This window comes from Cupriavidus sp. FW305-F7, from assembly GCF_058782875.1.
In genome coordinates this window covers 26,260-40,375 of the sequence record NZ_JBYSYC010000063.1, presented here as the reverse complement: position 1 = coordinate 40,375, position 14,116 = coordinate 26,260, and the positions used below count along the sequence as shown (strand labels likewise).

Here is a 14,116-nt window from a genome sequence, read left to right as displayed (position 1 = left end):
CCAGCATGCCAGCCTTGGCAAGGGGGTACGACATTTCTATTTGGCTCAAGTACGACATTACTATTTGGGCCTAACAAACTTTATTCGCATAATTTGCATTATGTTAAATTGTTATGACACATAACAAATGCGATGCAGGCCCGCCTACCGATCGCCCCGCCCGCGCAATTTCCATTTGTCAGGCTCTGCGCGGCACCTGCGCTCGTTCTTGGCTAAGGGTGACCGGCGCAAGCGCTCGGTCAGGCTACCAACCGCGCCGAGACTAGTCGGTTCAGGCTGACGCCTTGCTCGGCTGCTTCGGTCGCCAACGCCCGGTGCAACTCGGGCGGGATGCGGACCACGAATTTGCCGCTAAAGTTCTGGTCGGCCAAGGCAGTGGGAATCTTTTCCCCGTTTGCGCGCATATCTTCAACGGTCTCCGTCACCACTTGCCGGATACCCCCCAGGGCTTCGTCGCGCGAGCCGGCGAGCCATGAAAGGGACGGAAATTCTGCGCACAGACCCACAAATTCCTCGTCCTCGGCGGACCAGGTAACTCGGTAGGTGTAGTGATCAAACACGATGCTGCTCCTGTTCGAACTTCTCGATGGCCTTTAAGATCTGACGGACCTGGTAGGCCTTGGCCATGCCTTTGTCGTTCTGAATATTGACCCGGGGATCCCCGGCCCACGGGGTCTTGAGGACGGCATGGCTGCTACCCGACTGACGGGGTGCTCCGAAATACGCTTCACATACTTTTGAGGTCGGCGAAGCGTACGTTTTGCGGCTCACGCCGCATCTTGTCGAGAATCTTCCCCTTGTCCGTCATGCGATGCTCAGGAGCTGGCTGGGAGATACCTGCCGCTATTTCCGCACCCGGTTTTCGGACTTTCCAATACTGTATGGATATACAGTTACTTGTCAGCAGGAACCCATATGCTGACAGTCGCCCCCGAAACCATCCATCCGTCCCTTTGGCTGGCCTCACAGCTGAACCAGGTGGAGAATTGGTTCTCCCGTATCCAGCGTGACGTCATTAGTCGCGGCATCTTTACTTCCGTGAAGGACCTGGACCGGAAGCTGATGCGCTATATCCGTCAGCACAACGAGAATCCGGCACCCATCAAGTGGAAGTACAACGATCCATCTCGGCGAATTCGCCCGGTGCCATTTAATTGACGCAGTGTACTAGCGGGCAGCTTAGCCGCTTGAGCCAGCCGTGTAGCTCTGCCGCACGAAAGGCTTGGAACTTGCCGCAAATGGCCAGGAGCAGATCCGCTTGCGATGCTTCAATGAGGGTTGCGGCCTGGCAAACCGTCAGTCCACTGCCCCGAATCCGTTCGGTGATGTCCCGCACAATGCCCGCCTTGAGCGGGATTTCGTCTGCGTCAGCGAAGCCAAGCTGCGCATAGACATTGGTCGTTCCATACTCGAAGCGAAACACGTGGACTCCCTTTACTGGTAGACAACAACCCCTTCAGCCGCTGCACGGCGGTGGCTGAGGGCGCGATTATTCCGGGAAGGCAATGTAAAGACAACTTCGGGGAAATACCAAGAGTGCCAGGGCATCCAAGGAACTGAGCGGTACTCGCACGGACGCGTCGCGATAGCTGATCACATCAAGATGTGATATAAAACCCGCCTCGTAAACGGCGAGTGCTCGGGCCGTGGGCATCCCCTACATTGGGGGATGGAAGGGAAGACTTCGGGTGAACTTTGGGAAAGTCGTACAGGCCTCGTGCCAAACGACGGAGCTTTCCACCTTTCGTCAACCGTGAAAGGGCCTGGTCAATGGCTGCCCTACCCCCTACGTCCAGGAAATCACTGGGTGTGAAAACTCCCCCGCGCCCGGCAGCGCGGGCGCGCCTCATACAGGTGACAACTGTATAAATAGTCGCCCCCGAAACCATGCATCCGTCACTTTGGCTTGCCTCGCAGCTTGCTCGGGGCAATGCACGCACCGTTCCGACCGGGTATCCGTCGCTCGACAAGGAGCTTCCGGGCGGCGGCTGGCCGATCAGTTGCCTGACGGAGTTGCTGCAGCCAACGGAAGGCGAGGAGATCGTCAGCGACTATCGCTCGCTCGGCCTCACGCTGAACCGCCACCCGCTTGCCCTGCTCTGCCACAAGCTTCGTGATGGAGAAGTACCGACGCGAGGTATTGACTGCCTCCCTGCTCGGTGTCTATGGCCAGTGGCAATGCGAAGGCGAGGTGCGACACCTGATCGCGCAACGCTTTGTCGATTTGTCGCCTATGCTTGGATCCCTGGACACCGCGAGCAGGAATTTCTGCTAACGGTATTCTCGTTGCCCTCATCAGGAAGGCTCTCGCCCACGTGAGGCCTGGAACTCGGCGATGAATTGGATTGCCTGTTCGCACTGATCAGGCGAAAGGGCATGGATGCTGGGGCTGTCGACTGGAATGTGGAGCGATGCAATCAGCCACTTCATTGCCTTGCCCCGCGCCTCAAAGGCGTTGACACCGTCGCGCCGCATCTTCGCAGTGACCAAAGGCTCGATGGCATCGTGCAGTCGGCTCTTCTTTTCGCGTAATGCCGCGTCGGCCAACCTTCCAAGCGGGGTGTGTTGCTTGCTTCGCGCACGCACGCCGATCCACGCCTGGCACGGGGAGCAGATCCACACAGGCCCGTGGTCCTCCAAATAGGGGTATGCCTCTTCTCCCACGCGGGCAAGAACCGCCTTCCCGCCGCAGTAATCGCAGAGGGGCTGAGGAGGAGCAGGTATCGGTCGGCCAACACGCATCAATGACCCTGAGTTGCGCAGTGCAGGAAGTGCGAGATTCTACGACATGGAATCGGGATCCTTCGTTCCCTACGCTGCCAGTTGGTGCTCGTAGTAGGGCTGGTTTCGGTCGTCCAGGATTGCATCGAGCGCGTCCAAGTTCTTCGCGTCGGGATTTAACCAGGCTTCCACATGCTCGGGCTTGACTGGCACGATACAACGATCATGCCCTGCGGCCGACACCTCAGCGGGCGGCTCGTCGGTACTGGCAGCGAAGGAATAGAGATCGGCCTCGCCCTCTCCTCCTTTGCTGAACGACCATAGACACGCCACCAGCATGTCCTGCCGCGGCTCGGGCCTGAACTCCAAAACTACGTTCTCTTCCGGCTCGCCAGGCGCCAGCTCTCGCTGCTCCATCCGATGTCGTGCGACATTTTCGTAGAAAGCATTGACGATCATGATGCCGTGTTTATAGCCGTATAGCTGTCGCCATGCCTTCTTCAAATTGTCGCGTCTTGCATTGTATGAACCAAGTTTCTGGCGCTCCATCGCCGGCGTCCACCCGGCAGCCTGCACTGATAGCGCATCGGAATCACAACCCGCTGGCCGTCCTGCACCACCATCACAGGCGCGTAATGCCCCGGGAAAATACGCGAGTCCCGATCCATCAAATCGGCTCGCTGCAGGTCGGCAAGATTGCGCCGTGCCCTCGCGATCTTGTCAGTCGCGATGCGCTGATCGTTCTCCAGCTCCTTCGTCGGCTTGGCTGCCAATGCGCGTTCCGCGGCCGTCAGCCAGGTCTTCTGCTGGAACAGCTCCGTTTCCAACGCTCTCGCCTGACCTTTGTCACCCGCCGCCACAAGATCGGCGACAGCGCGCTCCTTGTCGCTGGCGGCGGAAAGGAATGCGGCACGCATTGTCTTAGGGAGTTTGGACCAGCCGCCGTCTCTGCGCTTCTCCCAGAGAAGCTCGACAAAATGCTCAAAACTGACGGAGGCTCCGAATTCCCGAACGTACTTTCGATAGCTGGTGTGAATCTGCGCGGAATAGCACATCGCTGTCACTGTGGCGTTGTGGCTAAAGAAGCCATTCTAGTGGCGCCGGCCTGGCCCTGCAGGGGCGCCCCCTTCTGGAAAATGGGTGAGCACGCCGGTTGCACGGCAGGCCTTACGAGCATACCTGTCAGACGCCGCCTTCTATATCGCATTGAGATAGCGGCCTAGACTGCAGCAATATGGCAACCCGAGGAGCCGACATGTCAAATGTTCATGTGGTGCCAAGCGGCGACCAACGGAAGGTTGAAGTGGAGGTGGCGCAGAAGACACTCCCACATTCGACAGGGACGCAGCGATTAGCACCGGGACGACGCTGGCAAGAAGACTGCAGCCCGAGCTGATCGTCCATGGAAGGAAAGTAGCGATCCGGATGCGAAACGCCTATGGCAACGACCCCAGGAACGTCAAAGGCTAGAGCTCGCACTGCAGAGCGATCGCCCAACCTCGACTGCTATCAGAAGAAGCGCAACTTCAGCGTCACTTCAGAGCCGGCAGGAACACGACAGCGGCGCCAAAAGGCCAATCCGTTACGTTTCGTGGTCCAGAAGCATTGGGCACGGCGGCTGCACTACGACTTCCGGCTTGAACTCGATGGTGTTCTGCTTAGTTGGGCAGTGCCCAAGGGCCCTAGCTACGATCCCAGCGAAAAGCGCATCGCGGTCCATGTGGAGGACCACCCGCTCGACTATGCCAATTTTGAGGGAGAGATCCCGGCCAAACAGTATGGCGCCGGCTCGGTGATCGTCTGGGATCGTGGCACGTGGGAGGCAATCGGCGATCCGCATGAAGGTATGGCCTCAGGCAAGTTGCTCTTCGACCTGTATGGAGAAAAGCTGGCAGGCCGTTGGGAACTGGTACGCATCGCCAAGCCCGGTGACCATTCAGAACAGTGGATCCTGTTCAAGAAGCGAGATGCCTGGGCGCGACCACTGGCGGAGTTCGACGTGTTGGCAGCTTTGCCGGATAGCGTCATCGCAAAGCCACTGGGTACGCTGACTCAGACGTCACAGGGCTCAACCGAAATGGCTTCCGATTCCGCCATCACGGACGCCCCGCTCGCCCCCTTGCCGGCTAAGCTCGGGCCACAGCTTGCGAACCCGGCACCCGCACTTCCGACTGGTACCGGGTGGGTCATCGAAACCAAGTTCGATGGCTATCGCATCCTGGCCAGGATCTCCGACGCCCGGGTGACGCTCTTTACCCGCAATGGGCATGACTGGACCCGGATGCTGCGTTCGCTGGCCGCGGAGATCGAGAAGCTCGACATCTCGGAAGGCTGGCTGGACGGCGAGATCGTCGTGCTGCGCGATGGCATGCCAGATTTCAATGCCTTGCAGAACGCCATCGACGGGCATCGCAGCGACGCAATCGTCTTCTTCGCCTTCGATCTACCCTTCTGGGAAGGCCGGGATTTGCGCAACGTGCCCCTGGCCCAGCGTCGGGCTAAGCTGGGGGAGCTTGTCGGAGATCGCTCCGAACGCGTGCGCTTTAGCGAGGCCTTCGATGCCCCCCCGGCGCAGATCTTCCAGGCGGCGTGCCAGCTCGGTCTCGAAGGCTTGATGTTCAAGCGGGCGGACGCCTCCTATGTTTCCGCGCGCACGCAGACGTGGCTGAAGGCCAAATGCAAACTGCGTCAGGAGTTTGTGATTGGCGGGTTCTCGGACCGCAGTGGTGCGGCAGCCGAGGTAGGCAAGCTATTGCTTGGTGTGTATGCGCACAGGGAACTCCGTTACGTCGGCGGCGTTGGAACCGGCTGGGACAGCGCGACGGCGACAGAGCTCAGGAGGCGCTTGGCCGCCTTGGAGGTTGACCGAAGTCCCTTTTCGACGGAGGCGCATTCCAGCCGGCGATGGGGTGGAGGTCGAGAAGCCGCTGTTCGTTGGGTAAAACCCACCCTCGTTGCAGAAGTTGAGTTTTCCGATTGGACCCCTGAAGGCCAGGTGCGTCAAGCCTCGTTCAAAGGCCTGCGCGCCGATCATCCAGCTAAGTCGATCCGGCGAGAGGCGATCCAGACTACCGTGACGCCGCACGGTGTGAGCGCCATCAAGGTCACCAATCCGGACCGTGTCATCGACAAATCCACAGGTATCACGAAGGTCGAGTTGGTTCGCTACTACGAGAGCGTGGCGGAGCGGATGCTGCCCCACCTCAAAGATCGGCCGCTATCCTTGGTGCGCGCGCCGGATGGCATTGATGCGCCGACGTTCTTTCAGAAGCACGCGGAAACGGCGATGCCCGGCCTCACCGAGCAACCCCAATCCCTTTGGCCCGGCCATGCCGCATTACTCACTGCTGATTCGGCAGAAGCAATCGTCGCCGCTGCCCAGATGAATGCGGTTGAGTTTCATACGTGGAATTCGACGGCCCGCCACATAGCGTGTCCCGACCGAGTCATTTTCGACCTCGATCCTGGCGAAGGGATTGCATGGGAGACGATGGTCGAAGCCGCCATGCTGGTGCGCACGCTGCTGGATGAACTGGGGCTGCAGTCCTGGTTGAAAACGAGCGGCGGCAAGGGGCTGCACGTCGCCGTGCCACTGGCGCCGCAGCGTTCCTACGATGAAGTGAAGGCGTTTTCGCGGGCCGCCGTCAAGCACTTGGCGGTCACCCTGCCCCAGCGCTTCACCGCCCGCTCTGGGGCGGCCAACCGCAAGGGGCGGATTTTCGTGGATTATCTGCGCAACGGCTTCTCGCAAACCACCGCAGCCGCGTTCTCGGCTCGAGCGCGGCCAGGGCTCGGTGTCTCCATCCCGGTGTCCTGGGAGCAGCTTACCAAGCTGAAAAGTGGCGCTCAGTGGACTATCCGCGACGCCCGGGAATACCTCAGTTTCCAAGTGGCGGATCCCTGGCAGTCTTACTGGGAGGCACGCCAAAGTTTGACCGCCGCCATCGAACGATTAAGCTGAATGCTGGCGCATCTGTACTGTGGAGTATCCAATGCCTGCACGATCCCTCGCCTCTTTGTCTCTGTCGTTCGGCCTGGTGTCCATCCCCGTCAAGCTCTACACGGCCACCGAGACAAGTTCTGCCGTGCGCTTCAACTTACTGAGCAAAGACGGCGCGCGGCTGAAACAACAGTACGTTTCCGAGCAGACCCAAAAGGTTGTCGAGCGTGCAGACATGGTGAAGGGCTACGAGTTTGAGAAAGATCGCTTCGTGACGTTCTCCCCCGATGAACTCAAAGCCTTGGAAGAGAGCGCCAGCCACATGGTCGATATCGTTGCGTTCATTCCCGAGCACAGTGTGGATCCTCTGTATTACGACAAGGCGTACTTCATCGCTCCAGATAAGCGCGGCGGTAAGCCGTACAGCCTTCTACGCGAGGCCATGTCGAAGACCGGTCGCTGTGCCATTGCGAAGTGGGCCTCGAAAGGCAAATCGCATATCGTGCAGATCCGACCGGTCGAGGGCGGCCTGGTGTTCCAGCAACTGTTGTTCGCGGATGAAGTCCGCAACATCGCCGAACTGCATATCGAGGAAGTGGCAGTCTCAGATGCGGAGCTAAAGTTGGCGATGCAGCTTATCGAGCAAGCCTCGGAAGGCCAATACGATCCGGCCCAGTACAAGGACGAGGAGAAAGTCAGGATTCTCGCCGCCATCGACGCGAAGATCGCCGGCAAGCAAATCGTATCGCCCGAACCGGTTGAAGTCACCGCTGGCGGTCAGGTCATCGATCTGATGGATGCACTTCGCGCGAGTCTGTCCAAGAAGGGAGCGCCCGCGGGCAGAGCGAAGGCCGCCGAGCCGTCAACTTCCCGCAGAGCCGGTAAGCGGGGCACAGCGCCTTCTGAGCCGACCCCGATCCGACGCAACACCAAAAAGTCGGCATGAACCACGGCGAAGGGTTGACCACGCGCGATTTGGAGACGCGCCTGGGCGCTTCGCGCCGGCTGATCTCCAGTCTGGTAGCGGCCGGGCTGGTCACTCCTGCACGAGGCCCACGCGGTCAGTACGTCTTCTCTTTCCAGGACGTGGTTCTGATTCGCACCGCCGAATCTCTGCACAGATCGAGCGTTGCGCCCGCACGGATTCTGCGGGCGCTGCGTCGTCTCGAACGGCTCACACCGAACCGGCACCTATCGGCGCTGCGAATCTCCGCAAGCAGCGGAAAAATATCGGCATGGGACCGGCACGGCGCGTGGCTTGTCGAGAGCGGCCAACGTCTGATCGAGTTCGGACCGGATGAAGCCGATGTGCGAGTCGTTGATCTAACGCGAACGCGTGCCAACCAAGCGACCGCCGAGGAAGCCTTTGCGCGAGGCTATGCACTTGAACCTGTCGACGCGGATGCGGCTGAAGCGGCGTACCGACGCGCCTTAGAGATCTCGCCAGGAATGCTGAACGCCTACCTGAACCTTGGGTGCATGTTGGCAGACCAAGAACGCTTCGACGAAGCCATCAGGCTCTATGAAGGGGCATTGTCAGTGCTTCCGAACGCGCCGCAGTTGCATTTCAACCTGGGGGTTGCACGCGAGGATGTCGGCGCCCTGCAGTCAGCTCTGGCGGCATATGAACGATGCATTGAACTTGCGCCTGATGATGCCGATGCCCACTACAACGCAGCGCGTTTGCATCAGGAGTTGGGCCACTTCCAGAATGCGCTGCGGCATTTCAACGCATTCCGGAAGCTCGACCGTCCATAAAGCCAACAAGTGGGTGGCCGCTCGATCAAGCGGTCACCAGCCCTCCTAGAGCGGACAATCGAGCGCGGCCAGCCGCGGCATTGGTGCCGCGCCGTCATGAGCGACGGCGATGCCGTTCGGGCGGCATTTCTGGCTGGCCACCCCGTCCAATGGGACGCCTTCCAAAATAACGTTTAGATCACTTAGAGCAAGAGATGCGTAGATCATTTTCACGCTTGAAAGTGATGGCTCCACTTTGCCATTGTGCCGTGGAAGCCTTCTCTCGGGGAAAATGGATGTTAATTTTGGCTTAATTCAGACTTAAGAATTTTTTGCGGCGTCGTATCATGCCTGGGCAGTCCTGCTACCGTCCGCGTCGCCGCCCCCGGTGACGCGGGCTTTTTTTGGGTGAGCGCCCCTTTGTGGACAGGCCGATTGCCTGGCATAGACGACTGGACGATACTGGGCACGGGCAACTCACCAGTTGCCCGATGATTTCTTCATGGACGTTCTGCGGCTCTCAACTACCGGTCGAGACACATTGATGCGCACAGTCTCGTGGAGAGTCGACTGAGTCGTCGTCATTCAAGGGACGACGCGCGTGCAATCGATCATTCCTGCTGGATAAGGAAACGCTCAGGCCGTTTGCCCAGCCACGCCGGCGTCCGGCCACGTCCCGACCAGGTTTTGCCGGTTTTGGGATCCATGTACTTCGGCGGAAGCGGTGCTTTCTCGGTGGCCGCGGACGCTGTACTTGTGGGCCGGCCCCGACGACGACGCGGCGCTATGTCTTCCGGCGACAGGCTATACCGAACCATCAGCTCGCGAATCTGTTCGATGACGCCCGCGACCTCAGTCGAACGCGCTTCTTCGATTTTGGCTTCCAACGCTTGCTTCTGCGCCAACAAATCCTGATACGTTGCCATTTTTGCCTCCGATTGTTCAGTCACAATTGACTTATACGCATTCCAAAGACCATCTGCAAGGTATTCGTCCTCTAAGACTTACGAATGAAGCTGATGGCTGATTGAAATCGCGTGGACTGTTTGTATTAATGTATGGCTTCGCTGTTAGCGTCAAAGCGGACTTCATATAGATGTCGGCTTGAAGTGAGGCTGGGCGACATCCGCACCCGATGACGTCGGCTGCGGATCGCAGAAACGGGTACGCGTTTGCATCAGTTCCCATCACAGCGACGCTTCATATACGTTGAGCGACGGCGGTTGGGCTTCCCACATAGCCCGGGCGAATTGCACCAGTCAGAGGAAGCGCAGTGTCGCTACCAAGACACATCAAGACCTCCGGTCGCGGTCTAGTCCAGGCTAAAGAAGCAAACCTGACGGATGGAAGCCAATGGTTGCGTGGTGGGCCTCCCGTGAGTCGAACACGGCACCAACGGATTATGAGTCCGCTGCTTTAACGAAGCATGAAAAAGGCCCAATTGGAAGGGGAAAGCCGACGCCAAGTTCTTACGCCTCAGCTTTCCACAGCATCTTGTCATCAATCAGCTGGTTGGCGACATCGCGTTACCAGCCGAAGCAACGATCACGCCGACGCTTCAGGCGATGCTACAGCCGGAACCACCTTCTTCGCCGAAGCCCGCTTCTTCGGCGCAGATTTCACTGCGGCCGCCTTCGGAACTGCTTTCGCGGCGACCTTGCCCTTGGTACCGGGGGCGGCCTTTTTCGCCGCCGCTTTCGTTGCGGAAGCTTTGTTGCCCGTCGCCTTCTTGGCGCCTGCAGCCTTCGCCTTCTTCGCCGCGAGCTTGTCCTTTGCGGCTTGCTTTTCAAAGCGGGCCGCGGCCTTTGCGGCTTCCACGGCCTGGGCAATCTCGCGCTTAGCCGCTTCAATTGCCTTCTTCGTGTCAGCGCGCAGCTTCAGCAAGCGCTTCTTCGCTGCCTGTGCCTCACGGGCAAGCACGCTGGCCTTTTTCGTTGGCACGGCCACCTTCTTTGCGGCAGGTTTTCCCTTGGCAGTTGCACTTACCCGCGTCGTTTTAGTTGCTGCGACCATGTTGGTTAATCATAGTTGTGAGTGAAGCGCGGAGTATAACCGCACGAGTGGCGTTACATAATAGAGCTCAGTTTCTTCTTTGAGTTGCATCCAACCGGTGCGATCAGCCGACGGCCGAGATGCCACCCTCTTCCGCACCGCTTTCTCATTGGTATTTGGTACATTCGCCAAAACAACAAAACGCAAGCCGATCTTGGCCTGGTCCTAGCGGGCTACTACCTCGACCATTCTGCTCACTTTAGGTGGTGGCTGTGGCTTCCTGGCCAAAGGCGCCTTTGGCTGGATCCTTGGCTTCGCTGGATCCTTGGTGCATTGTTCGGTGTCACATTGGCGTGGCAGCGGCTGGTGCGCTGCGTGTTGCGCCTATGATCTTTCCCTACTTCCCACGTTTCGCGGCTCCCGCCCCCAGACGCGGATCTTGCTTGTGATCCGAAGGTGCACGGTGCCGGTCCGGACGATCTCCGGACGTGCCCTTCGCAGAAACAGGTGATGGTATTGCCCGTGAGCACCGGTACGGGACATGCGCCTCGTCGAGCGCGGTGGCAACGAGCTCGAGCATGCTGGTGAACCGCGAGAACAGGAGAATCTTTCGGCCTTCCTCGACGAGTTCGGGCAACATCTCTACCCACCGAATATTGCGTCGCACAACGTCGTCGGGTATGATCTAACGATCCCCATTCTGCGCACACCGAATTCCGCGAGAGGCGTCCCGGCCTCGACTGTCCGTGCGTCATTCTACGATTTCGTTCGCACCCCGACAGGCTAATTGACCTGCCGTCATGTCCGCGACGATCGTCGGCCAACCTGTCGAGGAGAATGTATTGGCAAAGCCAGTTCGCGACAATTCAGTGTCCCGCGTGATCGCAGTTACTTCAAAAGCCGGCCGCCGCGCGCCAAAGGAAAAGACCCAGGCCGTCACAATACCGCTGGACATCGCGTCAATGGCGCGCCAGGAGGAGGAGCGTCAACGCCAGATGCGCGCGCTGATCGCGCTTGGCCGTGAGCGCGGCTATCTCACCCACGCGGACATCAACGATCACCTGCCCGACAACTTTACGCAAACTGCTGCGATGGAGACGATCGTCGGCACGTTCAGCGACATGGGGGTGGCCGTGTACGAGCAGGCGCCGGACGCAGAGACGCTCCTGCTAAACGATGCCGCGGCCGCCGCGGCATCCGACGATCAGGCGGACGAGGAAGCGGAAGCTGCACTGTCGACCGTCGATTCCGAATTCGGCCGCACTACTGATCCGGTTCGGATGTACATGCGTGAAATGGGTGCCCGCGAACTGCTGACCCGCGCTGGCGAAATCGAGATCGCAAAACGCATCGAAGACGGCCTGCAGGACATGATTCAGGCGATCGCCACGTGTCCGTCGGTCGTGTCCACGATTCTTGTCGATGCGGACCGCATCGTTGCCGGCGAACTGCGTATCGACGAACTGGTCGCTGGCATCAGCGACGACGTGAACGAAAGCGAAATGACGCTGGAGTCCGAAGAGGTTGAAGTGAAAGCAGAGGCCTCCGACGATGACCCAGACCGTGACGACGTTGAAATGGACGCCGGCGATCCGGAGACAACGAACGCGGCCCGCCTCGAACAACTCACGAGCGACAGTCTTGCGGTTTTCGCGCGCGTGCGTGCACTGTTCGAGCAGTTGCCGGATGTACCCGTTACTGGCAAAACCCGTTCCGCGGCCGTTGCGCAATTGCGCTCGGCGATCCAGCGCGAACTGGCGCCGATCCGCTTTACGGCCAGAACCATCGACCGCCTGTGCGCCAGTGTGCGCGCACAGACTACTGAGGTTCGTGCGATCGAACGCGGCATCCTGGAGATCACCGTCGACCGTTGCGGCATGCCACGCGATGTGTTTGTCGAGTCGTTCCCGGGCTACGAGACCGACCTTACATGGACCTGCCGCATGGCGGCGACTTCGCGGCACTTTGGCACGGCGCTTGAGCGACATCTGCCGGCCATTCAGGCCGGGCAGCAGAAACTCATCGAGATCGAGGCACGGGTCTCGCTGCCACTCCAGCAGCTCAAGCAGATCAACCGCCAGATGGTTGCCGCGGAGTTGAAAATGCGGCAGGCCAAGCGGGAGATGATCGAAGCGAATCTTCGTCTTGTCATTTCAATTGCCAAGAAATACGTCAACCGCGGCATGCAGTTCCTGGATCTGATCCAGGAAGGCAATATCGGCCTGATGAGGGCGGTGGACAAGTTCGAATACCGGCGCGGCTGGAAGTTTTCGACGTACGCCACTTGGTGGGTCCGTCAGGCCGTCACGCGCGCGCTTGCTGATCAGGCGCGCACCATTCGTGTGCCGGTGCATATGATCGAGATGGTCAACAAGCTGAACCGGATTTCGCGCGAATTCCTGCAACAGACGGGACAGGAAGCGCATCCCGCTATCCTCGCGGAGCGCATGGAGATGTCCGAGGAAAAAGTGCGCAGTATCCTCAGGATCGCGAGGCAACCTGTCTCGCTCGAGACCCCTGTGGGCGACGATGCCGACGCGACGCTCGGTGACATGATTGAGGATGTCTCTGCGAGTTCACCAACTGAGGCCGCGATTCACGGGAACATGCGCGCCGCGATCGATGAGGCACTCGACGAGTTGTCGCCGCGTGAGGCCAAGGTCCTGCGGATGCGATTCGGGCTCGATACGACCTCTGACCACACGCTTGAAGAGGTCGGCAAGCAGTTCGACGTGACCCGCGAGCGGATCCGTCAGATTGAAAGCAAGGCGATGCGCAAGCTAATGCATCCCAGTCGCGCTGACAAGTTGAGGCCCTTTCTTGAGCGCTGAGCAAAGGCGAGGAGTACACGCCCCCTTTCGACGCCCTACTTCAGCCCCGCAGCGATCACGCATCGCCCGATCGCTGCCCTGACAGGACGCGTTTGCGGCGCGGAAATCTTACAGCGGTTTGATATTCGCTGCCTGTTTCCCCTTGGGACCTTGCTTGACTTCAAAACTGACCTTCTGGCCTTCCTGAAGTGATTTGAAGCCGTTTCCCTGAACCTCGGAGAAGTGCGCGAACAGGTCATCGCTGCCGTCATCCGGCGTGATGAACCCAAAACCCTTTGCATCGTTAAACCACTTGACGGTACCTGTTGCCATGTTCTGAATGTTCCAAGGAAGACTAGTTGTAGATGACGCCACCGGCTTGCGCCAAATGTGCGGCTATCTTGTATCACGGTGGGCCGTCGCCGACAATCCCTTGGTCGAGGCTTCACCAGCCTTTAAATGCCCCGGTGCATTGATTGACCCTGCTGCGACGCAACACACGCGTCGCTTGATTCCGTCGACAAAAGAGTTTACGGTAAATACCCGGTGTGCGCTTCCTGCGCGTCCCTCGCACCGATGCATTCACTGCCGTTCTCATCGTCCTCGTGGAATTCGATCCACGGACCAGCTGTCGTAGGTTCCATTTTCCGACCCCGGCAAACGCCGGCAAAGGAGGCCGCCATGCTAAGTCCGCACGAAATCGCCGCGCTACTACTGCTTGGCGATGCGCAAGATATCGATGATCTCGAACCAGATCAATTGGACGGCTTGCTGGCCCACAAACTGGTCACGATGGAGCACGGGCATGATAGCGGCAATGTTTATCCCCGCCTGACGAGTCAAGGACACTCCATGCTCGAAGCCGTGCGAAGCATTCGGTAAGACTTCGTTTCGTGCCCTATCGCCGTGTCCCGCC

The 14,116-nt window shown here is 59.2% G+C and carries 16 protein-coding genes, 1 tRNA gene and 1 pseudogene; 6 read left to right on the top strand and 12 right to left on the bottom strand.

Going from position 1 to position 14,116, the window contains the following annotated elements; all coding sequences use genetic code 11:
- Positions 1-239 precede the first annotated feature (239 nt).
- Both AC3WL8_RS35990 and AC3WL8_RS35985 read right to left on the bottom strand, forming a co-directional pair.
- A complete protein-coding gene (locus tag AC3WL8_RS35990) occupies positions 240-563 on the bottom strand; it encodes a type II toxin-antitoxin system HicB family antitoxin (protein ID WP_492379884.1) in 324 nt (107 codons plus the stop codon).
- The gene (locus AC3WL8_RS35985) at positions 553-771 is read right to left on the bottom strand and encodes a toxin HicA (RefSeq protein WP_492379880.1); all 219 of its coding nucleotides are present in this window, start codon (positions 769-771) and stop codon (positions 553-555) included. Before AC3WL8_RS35985 ends, AC3WL8_RS35990 begins: the two co-directional genes overlap by 11 nt.
- Positions 772-960: 189 nt before the next feature.
- Here AC3WL8_RS35985 and AC3WL8_RS35980 point away from each other — a divergent pair.
- Positions 961-1,158, top strand: a pseudogene (locus AC3WL8_RS35980) (IS630 family transposase); the annotation flags it as partial.
- Here the strand turns inward: AC3WL8_RS35980 and AC3WL8_RS35975 are convergent.
- The 5 genes from AC3WL8_RS35975 to AC3WL8_RS35955 form a co-directional block, all read right to left on the bottom strand.
- The gene (locus AC3WL8_RS35975; protein WP_492379879.1) at positions 1,151-1,423 is read right to left on the bottom strand and encodes an XRE family transcriptional regulator; all 273 of its coding nucleotides are present in this window, start codon (positions 1,421-1,423) and stop codon (positions 1,151-1,153) included. The pseudogene AC3WL8_RS35980 and the gene AC3WL8_RS35975 overlap by 8 nt on opposite strands.
- A gap of 175 nt (positions 1,424-1,598) precedes the next feature.
- Positions 1,599-1,850, bottom strand: coding sequence for a DUF6088 family protein (locus AC3WL8_RS35970; protein WP_492379883.1), 252 nt, complete (start codon positions 1,848-1,850; stop codon positions 1,599-1,601).
- A 445-nt stretch (positions 1,851-2,295) separates the two neighbouring features.
- Positions 2,296-2,742, bottom strand: coding sequence for a zinc-finger-containing protein (locus AC3WL8_RS35965; RefSeq protein WP_492379878.1), 447 nt, complete (start codon positions 2,740-2,742; stop codon positions 2,296-2,298).
- Between the two features lie 69 nt (positions 2,743-2,811).
- A complete protein-coding gene (locus tag AC3WL8_RS35960) occupies positions 2,812-3,225 on the bottom strand; it encodes an SOS response-associated peptidase family protein (protein WP_492379877.1) in 414 nt (137 codons plus the stop codon).
- Positions 3,222-3,776 (bottom strand): hypothetical protein, encoded by a 555-nt coding sequence (locus tag AC3WL8_RS35955; protein ID WP_492379876.1) that lies wholly within the window; start codon positions 3,774-3,776, stop codon positions 3,222-3,224. The genes AC3WL8_RS35960 and AC3WL8_RS35955 overlap by 4 nt, the downstream gene beginning before the upstream one ends.
- A 383-nt stretch (positions 3,777-4,159) precedes the next feature.
- Here AC3WL8_RS35955 and ligD point away from each other — a divergent pair, with 383 nt between their 5' ends.
- From ligD to AC3WL8_RS35940, 3 genes are read left to right on the top strand one after another with little or no spacing between them, the layout of a single operon-like run.
- A complete protein-coding gene (gene ligD / locus AC3WL8_RS35950; RefSeq protein WP_492379875.1) occupies positions 4,160-6,682 on the top strand; it encodes a DNA ligase D in 2,523 nt (840 codons plus the stop codon).
- Between the two features lie 31 nt (positions 6,683-6,713).
- Positions 6,714-7,607 (top strand): non-homologous end joining protein Ku, encoded by an 894-nt coding sequence (gene ku / locus AC3WL8_RS35945; RefSeq protein WP_013959259.1) that lies wholly within the window; start codon positions 6,714-6,716, stop codon positions 7,605-7,607.
- Complete coding sequence (locus AC3WL8_RS35940) at positions 7,604-8,419, top strand: tetratricopeptide repeat protein (protein WP_013954363.1); 816 nt, start codon at positions 7,604-7,606, stop codon at positions 8,417-8,419. The genes ku and AC3WL8_RS35940 overlap by 4 nt, the downstream gene beginning before the upstream one ends.
- Before the next feature lie 45 nt (positions 8,420-8,464).
- Here AC3WL8_RS35940 and AC3WL8_RS35935 read toward each other — a convergent pair whose 3' ends face one another.
- The 4 genes from AC3WL8_RS35935 to AC3WL8_RS35920 form a co-directional block, all read right to left on the bottom strand.
- The gene (locus tag AC3WL8_RS35935; RefSeq protein WP_158310043.1) at positions 8,465-8,632 is read right to left on the bottom strand and encodes a hypothetical protein; all 168 of its coding nucleotides are present in this window, start codon (positions 8,630-8,632) and stop codon (positions 8,465-8,467) included.
- A 377-nt stretch (positions 8,633-9,009) separates the two neighbouring features.
- On the bottom strand, positions 9,010-9,324 hold the full coding sequence (locus AC3WL8_RS35930; protein WP_013959258.1) for an H-NS histone family protein: 315 nt from the start codon (positions 9,322-9,324) through the stop codon (positions 9,010-9,012).
- 436 nt (positions 9,325-9,760) lie between these two features.
- A tRNA-Ile gene (locus tag AC3WL8_RS35925) sits at positions 9,761-9,837 on the bottom strand.
- Between the two features lie 106 nt (positions 9,838-9,943).
- Positions 9,944-10,411 (bottom strand): hypothetical protein, encoded by a 468-nt coding sequence (locus AC3WL8_RS35920; protein WP_013959257.1) that lies wholly within the window; start codon positions 10,409-10,411, stop codon positions 9,944-9,946.
- A 779-nt stretch (positions 10,412-11,190) separates the two neighbouring features.
- Between AC3WL8_RS35920 and rpoD the strand changes: the two genes are divergently transcribed.
- Positions 11,191-13,221, top strand: coding sequence for an RNA polymerase sigma factor RpoD (gene rpoD / locus AC3WL8_RS35915; protein WP_085959711.1), 2,031 nt, complete (start codon positions 11,191-11,193; stop codon positions 13,219-13,221).
- Between the two features lie 108 nt (positions 13,222-13,329).
- Here the strand turns inward: rpoD and AC3WL8_RS35910 are convergent, their stop codons facing one another.
- A complete protein-coding gene (locus AC3WL8_RS35910; RefSeq protein ID WP_013959255.1) occupies positions 13,330-13,533 on the bottom strand; it encodes a cold-shock protein in 204 nt (67 codons plus the stop codon).
- 348 nt (positions 13,534-13,881) lie between these two features.
- Here AC3WL8_RS35910 and AC3WL8_RS35905 point away from each other — a divergent pair, with 348 nt between their 5' ends.
- Positions 13,882-14,082, top strand: coding sequence for a hypothetical protein (locus AC3WL8_RS35905; RefSeq protein WP_080569644.1), 201 nt, complete (start codon positions 13,882-13,884; stop codon positions 14,080-14,082).
- The last annotated feature ends 34 nt before the right edge of the window (positions 14,083-14,116 follow it).